A 17,529-nucleotide genomic window follows, 5' to 3' on the forward strand; every position below is an offset into this window, starting at 1 on the left:
GTCGCCGCCCAGCTCAACGGCCGACCACGCAAAACGCTCGGCTGGGAAACCCCAGCCGAGCGCCTGCATAAACTCCTCGCGGCCTGAACAACCAACCACGTGTTGCGACGACCCCTAGAAACCGCCGACGGCGGGGGCCCTTCCTCGTGTGTGTGTGCGTGGGGGCTGCGACTCGCGTCCGGGGCTCACTCGTAGCGGTAGAGCCCCTGGTGGCCGAGCATGTCGCGCGGGGTGACGTCCCACGGCGGCATCGGCTCGTCGAGGGCGATCACCCGGCCGCGCTGGAGGTCGCCGAGTGCGAGCGGGGCGGCGGGCAGGTAGCCGGAGGCCGGGTGCCGCTGCTGCCAGCGGTCCCAGAGCAGGTCCACGAAGGCGTGGTGCAGCCAGAAGGCCGGGTCGTTGGGGGCCGTGCCGCCGGTCATGTGGCCGCCGATCCACTGGTGCACCTTGTTGTGGTTGCGCCACTTCTCGCTCTTCGGGGCGGCCCAGCCCTCCAGTTTGTTGCGGAAGCCGCCGCGTCCGGCCGTCGAGTCCCAGGGCGAGCTGTCGTACAGCGGGTCGTCGATGGCCCACTGGAGCTCGGCCGGGGTCGGCAGGCTGATCGGGTTCGCCGGCCGGCCCAGGTTGCGGGTGAGGAAGCGGGCCTCCGTGATGCCGACCGTGACCGTCCAGTTGCCCTTCCCGTAGGCGAACGGGCCGGTCATCACCTGGCGGTCGCTCTCGCGGCCGGTCCCGCCGAGGAAGTCCTCCGCCCACAGGGAGGAGGCCGGGCTGTTGTCGGTGGTCCAGTCCCAGTACGGGATGGTGACGCCCGCGTCGACGGTCTGGAGCAGGCGTTCGAACTCCAGCAGGTAGCGCCGGTGCCAGGGGAAGAAGGACGGCGACATGTGCCCGACGCGCAGTTTGCGGTCGCGGTCGGGGACGAAGTACTTGTCGTGGGTGCGGACGAGCGCGTCGTAGGTGCCGTTGCGCTTGAGCTCGATCACGGCCGCGGTGAAGCGCTTCTTCTGCGCGCTGGTCAGGTTCTTCTGGTTCTGCCGGGTGTACACGACCTGCTACTCCTGTCCCCCGTGCTGCGCGGCGGCGAACGCCAGCTGGGTGGTGCCCAGTTCGTCGACGGCCGCGCGGGCGAGCTCCAGCGGGGTCGCGTAGGACTGGAAGTGGTTGATCCCGCTGAGGTACGTGCCGTCGGAACGGCGCATGACGTGCAGGGCACGGCCGTCGATGCGGACACTGGTGCCCGCCGGGTCGACGGCGATGTGCCGGCCGCGGTACGTCTCCTCGCCCGCCGGGGTCAACGGTGCCGGCGTGAGGGTCTGCCGGGGACGGCGGGCGCGCAGTACGGGGGCCAGCGCCGCGGCCGTGCCCGCGAACACGGCCGCGGTGAAGGCCGTACGCAGGACCGCTCGGCGGGTGAGTGGTGCGGCGGGTGCTGCGTACATACGGTCTCCCTCGCTCGGTGGCCGGTGGCTACGGGTCTAACGCGGCGCGGCGGGCGAGGTCACCGGGGAGCCCTCTACTGCTCGGTGTGTTTGTAGTAGAGGGTGGTCGCCACCAGGCGGCCGGCCGGGTCGGTGGCGTAGTCGGGGATGGATCCGGCCTCGGTCCAGCCGGCGGCGCGGTACACCCGCTCGGCCGGGCTGCCGCTCTCGGTGTCCAGGAACAGCAGCACCACCCCGGCGCGGGCCGCGGCGGCCTCGGCCTCGGCGAGCAGCGCGCGGCCGGTGCCGCGGCCGCGGGCCTCGGGGTGGACCATCAGCTTGCGGACCTCGGCGCGGTGGCGGCCGTTGGCCTTCGTCTCGCGGCTCCAGCTGATGGTGCCGTCGATCCGGCCGTCCGGCCCCCGGGACACCCACAGCGCGAGGGAGCCCTCCTCGACGGCGGGGAGCAGCGAGTCCCACCAGGCGGCGGCCGCCCGGTGGTCGAGGTCGGCGAGGAAGCCGATGGAGGAACCGCCGCGCACGACGGCGAAGAGCAGCGCGGCGAGCTCGTCGCGGTGAGCGGTCAGGGCGGCGGCGTCGATCCGCGTGGGCGAGGCGTTCATCCGCCGAGGATAGGGATCAGCCGGCGGCGCGCTGGAGGCGGGGCAGGTGCAGATCGCGGAAGATCGCGGTCATGCGCAGGGCGAAGACCAGGGAGGCGGACACCGCGATGTTGGCGGTGTCCGGGACCCCGGCCCAGTGCAGGCCGAGGTAGGAGAGGGCTCCGGCGAGCGCGGCCGTGGCGTACACCTCTTCGCGCAGGAGCAGCGGCGGGAACTCCCCGCAGAGCACGTCGCGGACGACCTCTCCGGTGACGCCCGTCAGGACGGCCAGGATGAGCACGGCGACGGGGGTGACGTGCGCGTCGATGGCGGCGCGGGCGCCGATCACGGTGACGACGGCGAGGCCGACGGCGTCGACGATCATGAGCGCGCGGTGCGGGAGGTCGCGGCGGCGCAGGTAGAGCATGGTGGCGACGGCGACGGACCCGATGAGGACGAGTAGCAGCCAGTCGTGCGTCCAGTAGAGCGGGTGCCGGCCGAGGATGAGGTCGCGCAGGGTCCCGCCGGAGCTGCCGGCGGCGAAGGCGAGGACGAGCCCGCCGAAGGGGTCCATGTTGGCGCGGTGCGCGGCGAGGACGCCGGAGGCGGCGAACGCGGCGATGCCGAGGAGGTAGAGGGCGTGCAGCACGGCGCCTCCTTCGAGGGGCGGGGCGGGCAGGGCGGGGCCGGGCCGGGAGCGGTACGAGGGGACCCGTAGAGGTTGCCGGATCCGCCCGGGCGTCCGCATCGGCCGTTCGGCCAGGGCGGCGGCGCCGATGCACCTCCGGCCGCGCCAGGCCCGCGCCACGTGCGCACCCCTCCGGCGCCGCACCCGCGAGCCGGTGCGTCAGGCGCCGTCCGCGAGCCGGTCGCGCTGGATCCGGTGGGCGAGGGTGCGGCGCACGGAGGCCGGGGCGTCCGCGGTGGCCCCCGAGGGGACGTCGAGGCCCCGGCTGATCGCGTCGTACGCCTCCCGGTAGCCGGCGGGCAGCTCTTCCCGGTGCAGCCTCAGGTCCTCCTCGACGAGGCGTCGCAGCTCGTCCACGTCCCGGGGCGTGAAGCGCTTCTTCCCCCGGGCGACGGCATCCACGTGGCGGGCGCAGCGCGCGGTGTCCGGGTACGCCTCGGCGATCTCCTCGGCCAGGCCCCACAGGCGGCCTTCGAGCCAGGGCGCGTCGCCCTGGTCGAGGGAGAGTCCGATCGGCGGGGGCGGGTCCTCCGCCTTGTACTTCGCCACCTGCTTGGACACGGCGGGCTGGCTCATGTCGGTGAGCTGGGCGATCTTGTCCTGGGTCCAGCCGAAGCCCGCGAACACCTTGATCATCTCGGTGCGCAGCTTGCGCATCTCCTCGCCCGCGCGGATGACCTCGTTCATCTCCGCGAGCATCCGCCCGGCCTGCTCCTCCGTCAGCGACTCGGGGATCCCGAGCGCACCCTCTTCACCTGTCATAGCTCGGTTATACACCGGAAGCACGGTCCGGCGACAGGTTTCCATAACCGGGTTGTACAACCCGGTTATGAATGGCAGGCTTCATCCATGCCCACCTTCTGCGCACCCGATGGAACCCGGCTCGCCTACCGCACGATCGGAGACGGCGACCCCGTCCTCTGCATCCCCGGCGGCCCTGCGGACTCCCAGTACCTCGGCGACCTCGGCGGCCTGTCCCGGCACCGCCGGCTGATCCTCCTCGACCTGCGCGGCACCGGCCGGTCCGCGGTTCCCGAAGACACCGGCACCTACCGCTGCGACCGGCTCGTCGACGACGTGGAGGCGCTGCGCGAACACCTCGGGCTCGCCCGGACGGACCTGCTCGGCCACTCCGCCGGGGCGAACATCGCGATGGGGTACGCGGCCCGGTACCCCAGCACCCTCGGCAGGCTCGCCCTGATCGGCCCCAGCACCCGGGCCGTCGGCATCGAGATCAACGCCGCCACGCGGATCGAACTCGCACGGCTCCGCGAGGACGAGCCGTGGTTCCCGGCGGCGTTCGCCGCCCTGGAGGCCGTCTCCGCGGGCACGGGCGGCGACTGGGACGCCCTCGCCCCCTTCTTCTGCGGCCGGTGGGACACCGCGGCACGGGAGCACCACGCCGCCGGCCTGCCGCTCAACCGGGAGGCCGTCGCCCACTTCGGCGCCGAAGGCGCCTTCACCCCGGAGGCCACCCGGGCGGCGCTCGCCTCGTTGGCGGCGCCCGTCCTGCTGCTCACGGGGGAGTTCGACCTGAACAGTCCCCCTCGGTCTGCGGCCGAGCTCGCGGGACTGTTCCCCGACGCCACGCTCTCGGTACAGCCGGGAGCGGGCCACTACCCCTGGGTCGACGACGCCGGGCGGTTCGCGGCAGCCGTCGCGGAGTTCCTGGGGTGATGACCCGCCCGCCTCCTTACGGCGCCGGGAGTTCCGCGAAGTCCGCCACCAGGCCCCGGTGGTGGCCGGCCGTGCCCAGGGCCAGCGAGTCCGCCTTGGCCCGCTTGAGGTAGAGGTGCGCGGGGTGTTCCCAGGTCATGCCGATGCCCCCGTGGAGCTGTACGCACTCCTCGGCGGCCCGGACCGCCACGCCCGAGCAGTAGGCCTGGGCCACCGCCACCGTGAGCGGCGCGTCGGCGGCGCCGGACGCGAGGGCGTCGGCCGCGGCGCGGGCCGCCGCGCGGGCGGAGGCCACGTCGAGCCAGAGCCGGGCGAGACGGTGCTTGAGGGCCTGGAAGGAGCCGAGGGGCCGGTTGAACTGGTGGCGGGTGCGCAGGTACGCCACCGTCTCCGTCAGGCACCACTCGGCGGTCCCGAGCTGTTCCGAGGCGAGCAGCCCGGCCCCCGAGAGCAGTGCTCCGGCGATGGCCGCGCGGGCGGTGGCCGGGTCGGCCAGCCGGGTTCCGGGGGCACCGTCGAGGGTGATGGCGGCCAGCGGGCGGGTCAGGTCCAGCGCCACGAGCGGGGTCCGCGCGACCCCCGCCGCGTCGGCCGGGACGGCGTACAGCCCCGTGTCGGCGAGGACCAGCAGCACATCGGCGCAGACCGCGTCCGCGACCGATGTCACGCTCCCGCTCAGCGACCCCGCGCCGGAGTCCCGGACCGGTGCCGGCAGGGGTGCGCCCGGAGCCAGGGTCAGGGGCAGGGCGGGCACGCAGATGCGGCGGCCCGCCGCGAGCTCCCGTAGGAGCTCGGCGGACTCCGCGCTCTCGCAGCCGAGCAGGATCTCCGTCGAAAGGACCGCGCTCGTGAGGTACGGGACCGGCGCCGCGGCCCGGCCGAGCTCCTCCAGGACCACGGCCGCCTCCCGGTGGCCGGCCCCCTGCCCGCCCAGCTTCTCCGGTACGAGGAGCCCCGCCGTGCCGATGTCGGCGGCGAGCACCCGCCACAGTTCAGGGTCGTGGGGCCGGCCGCCCTCGATCCGGCCGAGGACGGCCGCGGGGTCGCAGCGGGCGGTCAGCAAGGACCGTACCGCCGTGCGGAGTTCCTCCTCCGTCTCGGAGTAGAGCAGGTCCAGGGGGGCTGCGGCGGGAGAGCTCATCGGGCCAGGTCCTTCCACGCGAGGTCCTTGTCGTCGCGCGGCTCGGCAGGCAGGCCGAGGACGCGTTCGGCGACGATGTTGAGGAGGATTTCGCTGGTGCCGCCCTCGATGCTGTTGCCCTTGGCGCGGAGGTAGCGGTAGCCGGCGTCGCGGCCGGTGAAGTCGACGATCTCGGGGCGGCGCAGGGTCCAGTCCTCGTACAACAGGCCTTCTTCGCCCAGGAGTTCCACCTCCAGCCCGCTGATCTCCTGGTTGAGGCGGGCGAAGGTCAGCTTCATGCCCGAGCCCTCGGGCCCGGGCTGGCCCTGGGCGAGCTGCTGGCGCAGCCGCTCCCCGGTCAGCCGGGCGACCTCGGCCTCGACCCACAGCTCCAGCAGCCGCCCGTGCAGATCGTGCGTCCGCAGTTCCGGCCGCTCGCGCCAGACGGCGGCGACCGGGGCGATCATTCCGCCCTCGCGCGGGATCCGCATGCCGCCGATGGAGACGCGTTCGTTCATCAGGGTGGTGCGGGCCACCGCCCAGCCCTGGCCCACCTCGCCGAGGCGGTGGGCGTCGGGGATCCGGACTCCGCTGAGGAAGACCTCGTTGAACTCGGCCTCGCCGGTGATCTGGCGCAGCGGGCGCACCTCGACGCCGGGGGCGGTCATGTCGCACAGGAAGTAGGTGATGCCCTGGTGCTTGGGCAGCGCGGGGTCGGTGCGGGCGATCAGGATGGCCCAGCGGGCGGTGTGGGCGCTGGAGGTCCACACCTTCTGGCCGTCCACCACCCAGTCGCCGCCGTCCTCGCCGTCCTCGCCTTTTCGTACGGCGCGGGTGCCGAGGGCGGCCAGGTCCGAGCCGGCTCCGGGCTCGCTGAAGAGCTGGCACCACACTTCCTCGCCGGTCCACAGCGGGCGCAGGAAGCGCCGCTTCTGCTCCTCGGTGCCGTACGCGAGGATCGTGGGCGCGGCCATGCCGAGGCCGATGCCGATCCGGCGCGGGTCGTTGTCGGGGGCTCCGGCCGCCGCCAGCTCGGCGTCCACGACGGGCTGCAGGGAGCGCGGCGCGCCGAGTCCGCCGAGGCCTTCGGGGTAGTGCACCCAGGCCAGTCCGGCGTCGAAGCGGGCCCGCAGGAACGCTCCGTGGTCGGTGGTGGCGGGCGGGTGCGCGACGAGCAGTTCCCGTACGCGGGCGAGCAGTCGGTCGGCGGTGACCGCGGCGGCCGTCATCGGGAGCCTCCTGCGGGCGAGCCGGGCAGCGTGGCGTCCAGGGCAGGTACGACGACCAGCCGGCCGGTGGTGCTCCCGTCGGCGAGGCGCTGCACGGCGTCCGCGGCTCCGGCGAGCGGGACCCGTTCGCTGACCAGCGGTTTGATGGAGCCTACGGCGGCGAGCCGGGTGAGTTCGGCGTGGCAGGCGGCGATCGCGGCCGGGTCCTTGGCGGCGTACAGGCCCCAGTGGAGGCCGAGGACGGCGTAGTTCTTGACGAGGGCGTGGTTCAGCGCGGGCGCCGGGATGGTGCCGCTCGCGAAGCCGACCACGATGATCCGGCCCTCGAAGGCCACGCACTTGGCCGAGGCGGTGTAGGCCTCGCCGCCGACCGGGTCGTAGACCACGTCGGCCCCGCGTCCACCGGTGAACTCCTTGACGCGGGCCACCAGTTCCTCGCTGGTGCGGTCGATGACGAGATCGCAGCCGAGCTCCTCGGCGGCGCGCACCTTGGCCTTGCCGCCGACGACCCCGATGACGGTGGCTCCGGCGGCCTTGCCGAGCTGGACGGCGGCGCTGCCGACCCCGCCGGCGGCGGCGTGCACGAGGAGGGTCTCGCCGGCCTGGAGCCGGGCCCGCCGGTGCAGGCCGAACCATCCCGTCTGGTAGCCGATGTGCAGGGCGGCCGCCTCGGCGTCGTCGAGGGTGTCCGGGGCGGGGAGCAGGGCGCGCGCGGGGGCGGTGACGTACTCGGCGAAACCGCCGTGCGGCAGGCTCGGGTTGGCGATGACGCGGCGGCCGTCGTCGGTCTCGCCGCAGATCTCGACGCCGGGGGTGAAGGGGAGCGGCGGGCGGATCTGGTACTGGCCGCGCACGAGCAGCGCGTCGGGGAAGTTGACGTTGGCGGCGAGCACCTTGAGCCTCACCTCCCCCTCGCCGGGCACCGGTTCGGGAACCTCTTCGAGGCGCATGGCCTCGCGGGGTTCGCCGGGGGTGTGTACTCGCCATGCCTGCATCCGGGGCCTCCAGCCGCCGACGGGAACCACGCCTCGCGGGCATACTAAGCGGTCGCTTGCACTGCTGTGAACCGGTGGGACCGTATGGAAACCCGGCGGGGACCCGGTGGACCGGGATCCTCCGCAGCCACTCCCGTAAATCCGGTCACTTCCCTCACGCTTTCAGGCAGCATGTGGCGTGCACGTGTCATGACTTAACGGGGAACAGCACAAGTCCAGGGGGAACCGCCACATGAGAAGAAGCATGTCCGCGACCGCTGCCGCCGCAGTCCTGGCGGGTCTGGTCACGGCGACCGGCCCGGCCGTGGCCGCCGAGGCGAAGTGCACGCCGAAGATACAGGTATTGGGACATCTCGCGCCCGACACCCACGTCCCGGACGGCGCTCCGACGCAGGGGGTCCTGGACCTCGGCCCGGGCAATCTCTCCGTCGGCTTCTCCGGCAACAAGCCGGTGTACTGGACCGGCACCCGGCTCCACCGCGTTCCGCTGGGCGACGACACCCGCACGGGCGAGGTGATCGCCGTCAACCGGAGCGGTCTGATGCTGGGCCGGGTGAGCGGCGAGAGCGGCTACCTCTTCACCTACCGGGCCGGCGACGTGGCGGTCACCCCGCTGCCGGGGAGCGGCCGGCCGGACATCGAGGCCGATCTCAACGACGCCGGATACGTCGTCTCCACCACCGCACAGGGGGTCGGCACCGTCTGGAAGGACGGCCTGAAGGTGCGGGAGCTCCCGCTGCCCGCCGACAGCGGCCCCGGGACGCGCATCAAGATGGTCACCGCCGTCAACACCGCGGGCGACGTCCTGGGGCTGGCGGAGCAGGACTACGAGGTGCCCGAGACGGGCCACCACACGTGGTGGAACTATCCGCTGATCTGGCCCGCGGACGGCTCACCGGCCCGGGCCCTGGCGCCGAGCGGCGGCGGCGGATTCGACGACAGCTACGTGCAGGACATGGACGAGAGCGGCCGGGTCGTCGGCTACAACTGGCTCGGCCCGTGGTACGAGTACAAGCCGTTCGTCTGGACCCCGCCGCACACCGGCCCCGCCTCCTCCCCCGGGGTGCTGAGCACGCACCCGTACGGCACCTTCGAAGCGATCAGCCCGACGACCGGAGTGAGCGTCGGCACGGCCAAGTTCCACCCGGAATCGCGGACCCTGCCCGACCAGGCGCAGCTGTGGCCCGGCTCCGGGCCGGTCCTCGCCCTCCCCCGGCTGGCGGCGAACGGCGCCAGCACGGCGGAGGCGGTCGCCGACCGCGACCGGGTCGGCGGATCGGCCGTGAACGCCGACGGCAGGCTCAGGCCGGTCGTCTGGACCTGCGCGAGCAAGCAGGCGTACCTGCCCCAACCGTAGGACCCAGCCGTAGCCGGTGTGACGACCATGGTGATCTGAGCGTGCGCACGCTATCGATGGCGGCATGAAGAACGCTCCGCGCGGTCTGCCCGCGCCCCCACCGCTCGGTTCCGCCGCCCTGCCGCCCGGCACGTTCACCGGCCGGGCGGTGCTCGTGACCGGCGGCGGGACCGGGCTGGGCAAGGCCATCGCCACCGAGTTCGCACGGCTCGGCGCGGACCTGGTGATCGCCGGCCGCCGGATCGAGCAGTTGAAGTCGGCTCAGGAGGAGCTGGCGGCCGTCCCCGGAGCGGGCCGGGTCACGGCCGCCGTCTGCGACATCCGCGACCCCGAACGGGTCGCCGAGGTCTTCGACGCGGCCGCGGCCGCCTTCGGCGGGGTCCCGGACGTGCTCGTCAACAACGCGGCCGCCAACTTCCCCTGCCCGGCCGAGGACTTGTCCCCCAACGCCTGGCGGGCGGTGGTCGACATCACGCTGACCGGCACCTGGTTCGTGACCCGGGAGTTCGGCCGCCGCCACCTCGCCGCGGGCAGCGCCGGGTCCATCGTGAACATCGGCGCCTCGTACGCCTGGACCGGCGGGCCGGGCTACGCCCACAGCGCCGCCGCCAAGGCGGGGGTGAAGAACCTCGTCGAGACCCTCGCCGTCGAGTGGGGTCCGTACGGCATCCAGATCAACGGCCTGGTCCCCGGGCTGTTCCCGCACGCGGACATGACCGAGGACATCCGGGGCGGGCTGGAGCGGGCCGCCCCGGAGGACAAGGACACCAGGCAGCCCGCCCTGCGGGTCGGCGCACCGCGCGAACTGGGCTGGGCCGCCACCTTCCTGGCCTCGCCCTACGCCCGCTTCATCACCGGCCACACCCTGGTGGTGGACGGGGCGAACTGGCAGCGGCGCTCGCTCGTCAACCCCGAAGTGGTGCCGGTGCGCGATCAGTTGGGTCGGGGTCCGTTCACGCCGTGAAACGCCCGCGGAGCGCGGCCAGCCCGCTGCCGTAGGTCCCTTCGCCGAAGATCTCCTCGACCTGGGCGGCGACGGCCTCGTCCGCGAGGTAGCGGGCCGACCAGAGGATCTCGCTGCCGAGCGGGTGGGGGCGTACGGCCAGGGTGGCGACGTACTCCCGGAGCGGGAGCAGGCTCTCCACCACGGCGTACGCGTACACGCGCGCCGCGGGGTCCATGGCGAGCAGCTCCTCGCGGGCGACGACCGTCCCGTCGATACTGAAGACCCGTACGGCTCCCGGCTGTTCGGGGTCGACGCCGCCCTCCATGGCGGCCTTCGGTACGTACGGATGCCACGCGTCGAGTGCGCCGAAACGGCCGACGACCTCCCAGACGGCGTCCGGGGCGGCCGGGACGACGGCGGTCCTGACCAGTTCGCGGGCGGTCAGGGCGGGTCCGGGGCTCCCGCCCTGCTCGGCGCTCCTACTCTGCTCGGCGCTCCCACCCTGCTCGGCGCTCGCACTCCGCTCGGCGCTCACCAGGCACCGTCCCCGCGCAGGACGGCGTCGGCCCCGCCGTCGATGAAGACGACCTGGCCGGTGACGTGGGTGTTCTCGGGGGCGGTCAGCCAGTCCAGCAGCGGGGCGACCTGTTCGGCGGTGGCGTGGCCGTGCAGCGGCATCGGCACGCTCGCGTCGACCACCTCGCGCATTCCGGCGTCGGCGAGGAGCGGGGCCGTCATGGGGGTGGTGATGGTGCCCGGGGCGATGGCGTTGAGCGGGATCCCGGCGCCCGCCCAGTCGACGGTGGGCGCGGTACGGCGGATCCAGCGGGCCACGGCGGCCTTGGAGGAGCCGTAGACGAGGTGGCCCTCGCCGCGCGCGACGGCGGCCGCGGCGGCTTCGGCGGCCGCCTCCTCGTCACCGGCGAGCGCGGCGTCGACGATGGCGGGGTCGGCGGGGTGGATCGAGGCCACGGAGGAGACGACGACGGCGCGGGGGTCGGCTCCGGCGGCGAGCAGCGGGCGCAGGCCCTCCAGGGTGGCGACGGCTCCGAAGTGGTTGACGCGGATGGTCAGCGGGTCGAAGGCGGCGATGCCGGCGCAGGCGACGACGGCGTCCAGGCGGCCGCCGGTGCGCGCGGTGGCGGCTACGACGAGGGCGGCGCGGCCGGCGGCCGTGGCGAGGTCGGCCTCGATGTCGGCGCCCTTGAGGTCGGCGCCGATGACGGTGTGGCCCTGGGCGCGCAACCGGTCCGCGGTGGCGCGGCCGATGCCGGAGGCGGCGCCGGTGACGAGGTAGGTACGAGTCATGGATGGCACGGTACGGCTTTATGGCATGACATGCCACAGTGCGATCGTGTGGCACATTGGCCCCATCTACCCCTGGAGGTGTTGCGGTGAGCACGGCGAGTACGGGCCGCCCGTCGTTGACGGAGCGGCGCAGGGAGACCACGCGGTACGAGATCGCGGAAGCCGCGGCCGCGCTGTTCTCGGAGCGGGGGTACGAGGCCACCACGGTCGACGACATCGCGCGGGCGGCCGGCATCTCCCTGCGCACCTTCTACCGGTACTGCCCGGCCAAGGAGGACGCGCTGACCCCGGTCCTCACCGCCGGAGTCGCCACCCTGGTCGAGGAGCTCGCCCTGCGCCCCGCGGCGGAGCCCCTCACCGAGGCGGTACAGGCCGCCTTCACCACCGCGACGGCGGGCGCGCGCTACGAGGAGCCCGGGCAGACGGTCCGCCTCATCCAGGTGATGAGCCGCGTCCCGGAGATCCGGCTGCGCTGGCTGGCGGCCGCCCGCGCGATGCAGGACCGCCTCGTCCCGGTCCTCGCCGACCGCACGGGCCGCCCCGAAGCCGCCCTGGAGACCCGCCTCTTGGCGGCCGTACTCATCGACGCGGTCACCGTCGCGCTCGAACACTGGGCCGCCGAAGACGGCCGCGACCCGCTCCCGACGGTCTCGGCCCGCGCCCTCGCCCTGCTGCGCCTGGAGGAGTAGCCGGGCCCGGTGTCCGGTGGAGGGGGCGGGTGCCGGCTGTCAGTGGTCCCGGGCACCATGGACCGCATGTCCCACGCTGATCTGACCCTTGACCGGTGGCGCTCGTTCGACCTCCCGGACGTCCGCCGGTTCGCCCGGGAAGCCGCCGGCCTGGCGGGGGCCCGACTGAGCCTGATCGATGCCGCCCCGCACCTCGGCGGCCCGCTGCACCGCGTGCTCGTCGAGCGGGACGGGCGGGAGTTCGCCCTGGTACCCGGGGGAACCGTCCGCCTCGGGTTCGACCTGGACGCCTGGGAGCCGACCCCGGAGCAGACCGCCGACTTCGAGCGGAGCCTGGCCGAGGAGTACGGGTACGGTCCCGATCTCAGGTCGCACCTCGCCGAGTTGCTGAGCCCGCCCCGGACCGTCACCCTGCCGACGGTGTTCATGGCCGTGCGGAACGAGCCGCTCACCGAAGCCCCCGCCGACATGCCCGCCGTGCTCGCGGCGCACGGGCTTCGGATGCCCGGCGCCGACGAGTGGGAGCACGCCTGCGGGGCCGGGGCGCGCACCCTCTTCCGGTGGGGCGACACCTGCCCGATCGACGAGCCGTCCTACGGCAGCGGCGCGGGCGGGCCGCGGTGCGAGCCCAACGCCTTCGGGCTGCGCATCGCCTACGACTCCTACGCCGCCGAGATCGGCGGCGACCCGGGCGCGGTGCACGGCGGGGACGGCGGCGAGTCCGTGTGCGGCGGGTACGGGGACCTGTGGGCCTGGCTGACGCTGGCCACGGCGAACCGCAACCCCGCGATGGCCGAGTTCGTGTACGGGCCCGAGGGCGAGGACGCCTGGGAGGCGTTCTCCGTCCGTCCCGTGCTCAGCCTCCGGTGAAGTGCGGCGGGCGGCGCTGCGCCTTGGCGGTGTAGCCCTCGCGGGAGTCCTCCGAGGTGAGGGTGAGGGCAGCCGTCATCGCCACCCGGTCCAGGGCCGCGGGCAGGGCGGCGTCCGCGTAGGAGTCGATCGCGCGCTTGACGCCCTGGACGGCGAGCGGGGCGTTGGCCGCGATCTCCGCCGCGAGGGCGCGGGCCATCGGCTCCAACTCGTCCAGCGGGACCACCTGTTGGACGAGGTTGAGGCGCTCCGCCGTCCGGGCGTCGATGCGGCGGCCGGTCAGGGCCAGGAACTTCGCCCAGCCGGCGCCCGCCTCGCGGGCGATCCGCAGGTCACCGCCCGCGTCCACCGCTACGCCCAACTGGGCTTCGGGCAGGGCGAACACGGCGTCCTCCGCCGCCACCCGGATGTCCGCCATCAGGGCCAGCTCGAATCCGAAGCCCAGGCAGTAGCCCTGCACCGCGGCCACGACCGGCTGCGGCAGCCGGGCCAGGACCGCGAAGCGTTCGTGGACCCAGCGGATGCCCTCGTAGTAGTTGCGGTTGCGCTCGGCCGCCGAGGCGCCCGTGATCGCGCCGCCCGGGGCCGTCACGTCGATTCCCGCGCAGAACGCCCGGCCCTCGGCCCGCAGCAGGACCACCCGTACGGCCGGGTCGAAGCGGATCCGGTCCGCCAGCAGGCCGAGCTGGCGCGTGGACTCCCAGCTCCAGCCGTTGAGCTTCTCCGGCCGGCAGAGGGTGAGTTCCGCGATCCCGTCCCTGACGTCCAGACGGATCCGTTCCTCACCCTCCGCGATCTCCGTGCTGATGGTGTCGATCACGCGGACACCTTAGGCCGCCCCGCTCAGCGCGGGAAGACCTCGAACGGCACTGCCGGACGGCCCCCGAACCGGGCCGCCGCCTGCTGGGCGTAGCCCGTCAGGAAGCCGCGGACGTACGTCTCCGGGTCCTCGTCCGTCAGCGCCGCGATGTACGCCTTGTGTTCCATCAGGGACTTCACCGACCGCTCCATCCCGGGACCGGCGTCGGCCGCGTGCGTGGGCGTCGTGGTGCCGGACACCGCCACCCAGCGCACCCCGTTCCACGGCTCCAGGCCCTGTTCCGCGAGGAGTTCGGGGAAGATCCAGCGGTTGCCCGCGTCGCCCGCCGCGTCCATGGTGGCCCGGCCGACCGCCTTGTGGTCGGGGGTGTTCCAGTAGCCGCCGCCCTCGGCCCCGCCCCACGTGTCGCGGTGGTTCATCGTGATCACCAGCTCGGGGCGGTGGCGCCGGATGGCGGCCGCGATGTCCCGGCGCAGGTCCAGGCCGTACTCCAGGACCCCGTCGCGGTGGTCGAGGAACTCCACCGTGGGCACCCCCACGACGGCCGCGCTCGCGCGCTGCTCCGCCTCGCGCAGCGGGGCGCACGCGGCGGGGTCGATGGTGTCGATGCCGGCCTCGCCGCGCGTGGCAAGCAGGTAGACGACCTCGCGGCCGCCGTCCGTCCAGTCCGCGATGGCCGCCGCGCAGCCGTACTCCAGGTCGTCCGGGTGCGCCACGACGGCCAGCGCACGCTGCCAGTCGGTCGGCATGGGCTCCAACGGGGCGGGCCCGTGCAGTTGTTCGTTCATGAGTCGCACAATAGGCGAATGGACACACAAGGGCAGGTGGTGGCCCTGCTCGACGCCACCGGGTCGTTCTTCGAGCCGGCGGTCACGGCGTTCCCGGGGGCGGGCGCCGCCGCCTGGGAGCGGGCCGCGCTGCTGGATCCGGGGGCGGCCGGGCCGGACGGCTCCTGGCGGCTGGACTTCCGGTGCTTCGCCGTGTCCCGGCCGGGCGGCCGCTGGGTGCTGATCGACGCGGGGGTCGGACCGGCACGGGGCCCGGCGGCCGGCTGGGCCCCGGTCCCGGGCCGGCTGCCCGCCGCGCTCGGGGAGGCCGGGATCGCCCCGGCCGACGTGGAGGCGGTGGTCCTGACCCACCTGCACGAGGACCACACCGGCTGGACCCAGGGCGAGGCCGGCCGGCCGTTCTTCCCCGACGCGCGGTACCTCGTACAGAGCGCGGAAGTGGCGGCCCTGGACCGGGCGGATCCCGTGTGGGACTGGACGGTGGCCCCACTGCGGGCCGCCGGACAGCTCCACGAGGTGACCGGGGAGCACCGGCTCGCTCCCGGCATCACCCTGCTGCCGACACCCGGGCACACGCCCGGCCACCAGTCGGTGCTGGTGGAAGGGACGGCCGGGCCCGGCGGCGGGGGCCGGGGCCGGGGCCGGGACGTGCTGGTGACCGGTGACGTACTGGTCCACGCGGTGCAGTTGGCCGATCCGGCGGTCCCGTACTCCCACGAACGCGACCGGGCCGCCGCCCGCGCCTCGCGGGAGGAGCTCCTGTCCCTGGCGGTCCGCCGCCGCGCCCTGCTGGCCACCGCCCACCTGACCCGGCCCTTCGTAGAGCCGACCGGACCGGGCCACCGAGCACCCTGAACACCTGCCGCGGCCGACGTGCGACCGCTCGGGAGGCGTCCTAGCATGAAAGACGGCCTTCCGAAGGAGGAAGCCATGGCCCCGCTGTCAGACAGGCACGCCGTGCGTGGCGCGAAGCGGCGGCTCGTCCGGTTCGTGCGGCTCGTACCGGCGGCCGTACTGGCCTCCGGTGCCCTGCTGCTGACGAACGGCTCCCTGCCCGCGGCGGCCCGGGTCCACGTCCCCGCGGAGGTCACGGCCGCGGCGGTGTCGTCCCTTCCGGGGCAGGCCGATGACGAGCAGCTCGCACTCGAAACCCTCGACGAGGTGGTGCGGGGCGACTTCGCCGCCGTCTCGGCCCGCTTCGACGAGACGCTCCGGCACCACGCGACTCCCGAGGCGCTCGCGCAGTCCTGGAAGGACTACCAGGAGCAGTTCGGCCCCTACCGGTCGCACGGGGACCCCCAGCAGGTCACGTCCGTCCAGGGGCCCGTGGTGAACGTGCCCCTGCGCATGGAGAAGGGGGCCGGAGAGTTCCGCGTCACCTTCAACGACGGCGGACACCTCATCGGCCTGTACTTCCTCCGCACGGGCATCCCGGTCCCCTGACTCCCCCGGCGTTCAGGGAGCTCAGGCCTCGTCGCGCACGAGCGCCAGCAGCCGGTCCAGGACGCGCGGGCCGCCGGCGCGGACCCCGTCGTGCTCGAACTCGTCCGTCACCCAGGTCTTCAGGCCGCGGATCGCCCGGGCGGTGGCCAGGGAGTGCGCGGTGTCCACGTACATGTCGTCGTGGTAGACGGCCGCGGCCACCGGCACCTCGTTGACGGCGAGCCGCGCCGGGTCGTACAGCGGGGTCCAGCCGGTACGGGCCAGCAGCAGCTCGGCGGTCTCGCGCAGCGGGGCGAGCGCCGGGTCGCAGTCGAAGTGCCAGGGGTGGATGGTCTCGCCGGTGAAGTACAGCGGCTCCGTGCCCGCGAGGGTCTTCGCGGCGTCGAACCGCGGGTGGCCGGAGCGGACCCCTTCGGCGGCCCAGCCGATGGGCGCGCCCGGGTCCTGGGCGTAGATGGCCTCGTGGATCAGGGCGTAGAGGGGGTGCCCGGCGAAGGAGAGCTGGGCGTGCACGGCCTCCAGGAAGGCGTCGGAGAGGGCGGGCCCGTCCGGGGTGGGGACGAAGGCGTCCTCCAGCAGGTAGTGCAACTGGTGGCTGCCGTCGGAGACGCCGAGGAGCAGACCGAGGGACTGGAAGGCCTCGGCCGTCAGCAGGTATCCGCCGGGGAGCTTTGCCGGGCGCTCGACGAGGTGGGCGGCGATGCGGCGGGCGCGCTCCACGTCCATGGGGTAACGGGCGTAGTGCGCCCGGTTCTTGCGCTCGACGCGGGGGTACGCGGCTTCGTACACCTCGGCGGCGGTGGCGTCGAGGGAGGGCAGCCCGCCGGTGATGAGGGCGGCGCTCAGCCCCTCGGGGGCGGCGCCCAGGTAGTGGGTGACGCAGAAGCCGCCGAAGCTCTGGCCCAGGACCGTCCAGGGCGCGCCGCCGGTGAGGAGCGGGCGGATGGTCTCGGCGTCGCGCACGATGGAGTCGGCGCGGAAGTGGGCGAGGTACTCGGCCTGCTGCGCGGGGCCGCCGCGCAGCGGCAGGGTCTGCCGGTTGACCGGGGTGGAGCGGCCGGTACCGCGCTGGTCGAGCAGCAGCACCCGGAACTCGGTGAGGGCCCGCTCCAGCCAGGCCTGCCGGCCGACGAACCGGCGGGCTCCGAAGCCGGGTCCGCCCTCCAGGTAGAGCAGCCAGGGCAGGGACTCCGGGTCCTTGCCGGTGGCGACCAGTTCGCGTGCGTACAGGTCGATCCGCTCGCCGTCGGGGCGGGCGTGGTCGAGCGGGACGGTGAAGTGGTGGTCGGTGAGGACGACACCGGGCTGGCGGTAGCTGCCGGCGGCTGCGCTCTCGGAGGGCACGGGGTTCACGGGGGTCACGGGAGGTCCCAGGGGTCGGCGCGGTGCGGTGGTGTACGCGGCAGCCGTCCCGGGGCCGGTGGGTGAGGGCGAACCGGGGCGGCGGGCCCGGCCGAGCTTACGCGAGGCCCCCGGGAGCAGTGCCGAAAGGTGCGGCCCCGTCCTTCGGCGGGCCCCTCGGGGTCTCGCCGGGCCGCTGCTCGCCGATCATCGAGCGCAGCCACGTGGCGCCCTT

The 17,529-nt window shown here is 74.1% G+C and carries 20 protein-coding genes; 7 read left to right on the forward strand and 13 right to left on the reverse strand.

Features of this window, described 5'->3' with window-relative positions:
* Window positions 1-185: 185 nt before the first annotated feature.
* From AC061S_RS31610 to AC061S_RS31630, 5 genes are all read right to left on the reverse strand, one after another.
* Window positions 186-1,049, reverse strand: coding sequence for a tyrosinase family protein (locus AC061S_RS31610; protein WP_478689305.1), 864 nt, complete (start codon window positions 1,047-1,049; stop codon window positions 186-188).
* 6 nt (window positions 1,050-1,055) lie between these two features.
* Complete coding sequence (locus AC061S_RS31615; RefSeq protein WP_478689306.1) at window positions 1,056-1,442, reverse strand: tyrosinase family oxidase copper chaperone; 387 nt, start codon at window positions 1,440-1,442, stop codon at window positions 1,056-1,058.
* A gap of 74 nt (window positions 1,443-1,516) precedes the next feature.
* Window positions 1,517-2,044 carry a GNAT family N-acetyltransferase gene (locus tag AC061S_RS31620; protein WP_478689307.1) on the reverse strand — a complete coding sequence of 176 codons (528 nt, stop codon included), beginning with the start codon at window positions 2,042-2,044 and terminating at the stop codon, window positions 1,517-1,519.
* A gap of 16 nt (window positions 2,045-2,060) precedes the next feature.
* Complete coding sequence (locus tag AC061S_RS31625; protein WP_478689308.1) at window positions 2,061-2,831, reverse strand: trimeric intracellular cation channel family protein; 771 nt, start codon at window positions 2,829-2,831, stop codon at window positions 2,061-2,063.
* Window positions 2,832-2,870: 39 nt separating this feature from the next.
* Window positions 2,871-3,473, reverse strand: coding sequence for a sigma-70 family RNA polymerase sigma factor (locus AC061S_RS31630; RefSeq protein ID WP_478689309.1), 603 nt, complete (start codon window positions 3,471-3,473; stop codon window positions 2,871-2,873).
* Between the two features lie 87 nt (window positions 3,474-3,560).
* Between AC061S_RS31630 and AC061S_RS31635 the strand changes: the two genes are divergently transcribed.
* Window positions 3,561-4,388, forward strand: a complete 828-nt coding sequence (locus AC061S_RS31635; protein WP_478689310.1) for an alpha/beta fold hydrolase — start codon at window positions 3,561-3,563, stop codon at window positions 4,386-4,388.
* Window positions 4,389-4,404: 16 nt separating this feature from the next.
* On the opposite strand, the gene AC061S_RS31640 is transcribed toward AC061S_RS31635, so the two are convergent.
* From AC061S_RS31640 to AC061S_RS31650, 3 genes are read right to left on the reverse strand one after another with little or no spacing between them, the layout of a single operon-like run.
* Window positions 4,405-5,529 (reverse strand): acyl-CoA dehydrogenase family protein, encoded by a 1,125-nt coding sequence (locus tag AC061S_RS31640; protein WP_478689311.1) that lies wholly within the window; start codon window positions 5,527-5,529, stop codon window positions 4,405-4,407.
* Entirely contained in the window at window positions 5,526-6,737 is a 1,212-nt protein-coding gene (locus tag AC061S_RS31645) for an acyl-CoA dehydrogenase family protein (RefSeq protein ID WP_478689312.1), read from the reverse strand. Before AC061S_RS31645 ends, AC061S_RS31640 begins: the two co-directional genes overlap by 4 nt.
* Window positions 6,734-7,732 (reverse strand): NADPH:quinone oxidoreductase family protein, encoded by a 999-nt coding sequence (locus tag AC061S_RS31650; RefSeq protein ID WP_478689313.1) that lies wholly within the window; start codon window positions 7,730-7,732, stop codon window positions 6,734-6,736. Before AC061S_RS31650 ends, AC061S_RS31645 begins: the two co-directional genes overlap by 4 nt.
* Before the next feature lie 244 nt (window positions 7,733-7,976).
* Here AC061S_RS31650 and AC061S_RS31655 point away from each other — a divergent pair, with 244 nt between their 5' ends.
* Together AC061S_RS31655 and AC061S_RS31660 are read left to right on the forward strand one after the other, a co-directional pair.
* Window positions 7,977-9,089 carry a hypothetical protein gene (locus AC061S_RS31655; protein WP_478689314.1) on the forward strand — a complete coding sequence of 371 codons (1,113 nt, stop codon included), beginning with the start codon at window positions 7,977-7,979 and terminating at the stop codon, window positions 9,087-9,089.
* Window positions 9,090-9,153: 64 nt separating this feature from the next.
* Window positions 9,154-10,053 (forward strand): SDR family oxidoreductase, encoded by a 900-nt coding sequence (locus AC061S_RS31660; protein WP_478689315.1) that lies wholly within the window; start codon window positions 9,154-9,156, stop codon window positions 10,051-10,053.
* On the opposite strand, the gene AC061S_RS31665 is transcribed toward AC061S_RS31660, so the two are convergent.
* Both AC061S_RS31665 and AC061S_RS31670 read right to left on the reverse strand, forming a co-directional pair.
* Complete coding sequence (locus tag AC061S_RS31665; RefSeq protein ID WP_478689316.1) at window positions 10,043-10,570, reverse strand: SRPBCC family protein; 528 nt, start codon at window positions 10,568-10,570, stop codon at window positions 10,043-10,045. The two genes, AC061S_RS31660 and AC061S_RS31665, sit on opposite strands and share 11 nt — an antisense overlap.
* Window positions 10,567-11,343, reverse strand: a complete 777-nt coding sequence (locus tag AC061S_RS31670; protein WP_478689317.1) for an SDR family oxidoreductase — start codon at window positions 11,341-11,343, stop codon at window positions 10,567-10,569. Before AC061S_RS31670 ends, AC061S_RS31665 begins: the two co-directional genes overlap by 4 nt.
* Before the next feature lie 86 nt (window positions 11,344-11,429).
* Here AC061S_RS31670 and AC061S_RS31675 point away from each other — a divergent pair, with 86 nt between their 5' ends.
* Window positions 11,430-12,032 (forward strand): TetR/AcrR family transcriptional regulator, encoded by a 603-nt coding sequence (locus tag AC061S_RS31675; protein ID WP_478689318.1) that lies wholly within the window; start codon window positions 11,430-11,432, stop codon window positions 12,030-12,032.
* Window positions 12,033-12,098: 66 nt separating this feature from the next.
* Window positions 12,099-12,902 carry a hypothetical protein gene (locus AC061S_RS31680; protein ID WP_478689319.1) on the forward strand — a complete coding sequence of 268 codons (804 nt, stop codon included), beginning with the start codon at window positions 12,099-12,101 and terminating at the stop codon, window positions 12,900-12,902.
* On the opposite strand, the gene AC061S_RS31685 is transcribed toward AC061S_RS31680, so the two are convergent.
* Both AC061S_RS31685 and AC061S_RS31690 read right to left on the reverse strand, forming a co-directional pair.
* The gene (locus AC061S_RS31685) at window positions 12,889-13,722 is read right to left on the reverse strand and encodes an enoyl-CoA hydratase/isomerase family protein (protein WP_478689320.1); all 834 of its coding nucleotides are present in this window, start codon (window positions 13,720-13,722) and stop codon (window positions 12,889-12,891) included. The genes AC061S_RS31680 and AC061S_RS31685 overlap by 14 nt on opposite strands.
* A 23-nt stretch (window positions 13,723-13,745) precedes the next feature.
* Window positions 13,746-14,510 carry a PIG-L deacetylase family protein gene (locus AC061S_RS31690; protein WP_478689321.1) on the reverse strand — a complete coding sequence of 255 codons (765 nt, stop codon included), beginning with the start codon at window positions 14,508-14,510 and terminating at the stop codon, window positions 13,746-13,748.
* Window positions 14,511-14,528: 18 nt separating this feature from the next.
* Between AC061S_RS31690 and AC061S_RS31695 the strand changes: the two genes are divergently transcribed.
* Together AC061S_RS31695 and AC061S_RS31700 are read left to right on the forward strand one after the other, a co-directional pair.
* On the forward strand, window positions 14,529-15,365 hold the full coding sequence (locus tag AC061S_RS31695) for an MBL fold metallo-hydrolase (RefSeq protein ID WP_478689322.1): 837 nt from the start codon (window positions 14,529-14,531) through the stop codon (window positions 15,363-15,365).
* A 75-nt stretch (window positions 15,366-15,440) separates the two neighbouring features.
* Entirely contained in the window at window positions 15,441-15,953 is a 513-nt protein-coding gene (locus AC061S_RS31700; protein WP_478689323.1) for a DUF3887 domain-containing protein, read from the forward strand.
* Window positions 15,954-15,974: 21 nt separating this feature from the next.
* On the opposite strand, the gene AC061S_RS31705 is transcribed toward AC061S_RS31700, so the two are convergent.
* The gene (locus AC061S_RS31705) at window positions 15,975-17,306 is read right to left on the reverse strand and encodes an alpha/beta fold hydrolase (protein WP_478689324.1); all 1,332 of its coding nucleotides are present in this window, start codon (window positions 17,304-17,306) and stop codon (window positions 15,975-15,977) included.
* Window positions 17,307-17,529 lie beyond the last annotated feature (223 nt).

Source organism: Streptomyces sp. CA189 (genome assembly GCF_056428985.1).

Coding starts and splice junctions, on each gene's coding strand:
- AC061S_RS31615 (WP_478689306.1), bottom strand. CDS start 1,442: ATGTACGCAGCACCCGCCGCACCACTCACCCGCCGAGCGGTCCTGCGT.
- AC061S_RS31620 (WP_478689307.1), bottom strand. CDS start 2,044: ATGAACGCCTCGCCCACGCGGATCGACGCCGCCGCCCTGACCGCTCAC.
- AC061S_RS31630 (WP_478689309.1), bottom strand. CDS start 3,473: ATGACAGGTGAAGAGGGTGCGCTCGGGATCCCCGAGTCGCTGACGGAG.
- AC061S_RS31635 (WP_478689310.1), top strand. CDS start 3,561: ATGCCCACCTTCTGCGCACCCGATGGAACCCGGCTCGCCTACCGCACG.
- AC061S_RS31640 (WP_478689311.1), bottom strand. CDS start 5,529: ATGAGCTCTCCCGCCGCAGCCCCCCTGGACCTGCTCTACTCCGAGACG.
- AC061S_RS31645 (WP_478689312.1), bottom strand. CDS start 6,737: ATGACGGCCGCCGCGGTCACCGCCGACCGACTGCTCGCCCGCGTACGG.
- AC061S_RS31650 (WP_478689313.1), bottom strand. CDS start 7,732: ATGCAGGCATGGCGAGTACACACCCCCGGCGAACCCCGCGAGGCCATG.
- AC061S_RS31655 (WP_478689314.1), top strand. CDS start 7,977: ATGTCCGCGACCGCTGCCGCCGCAGTCCTGGCGGGTCTGGTCACGGCG.
- AC061S_RS31660 (WP_478689315.1), top strand. CDS start 9,154: ATGAAGAACGCTCCGCGCGGTCTGCCCGCGCCCCCACCGCTCGGTTCC.
- AC061S_RS31670 (WP_478689317.1), bottom strand. CDS start 11,343: ATGACTCGTACCTACCTCGTCACCGGCGCCGCCTCCGGCATCGGCCGC.
- AC061S_RS31680 (WP_478689319.1), top strand. CDS start 12,099: ATGTCCCACGCTGATCTGACCCTTGACCGGTGGCGCTCGTTCGACCTC.
- AC061S_RS31690 (WP_478689321.1), bottom strand. CDS start 14,510: ATGAACGAACAACTGCACGGGCCCGCCCCGTTGGAGCCCATGCCGACC.
- AC061S_RS31695 (WP_478689322.1), top strand. CDS start 14,529: ATGGACACACAAGGGCAGGTGGTGGCCCTGCTCGACGCCACCGGGTCG.
- AC061S_RS31700 (WP_478689323.1), top strand. CDS start 15,441: ATGGCCCCGCTGTCAGACAGGCACGCCGTGCGTGGCGCGAAGCGGCGG.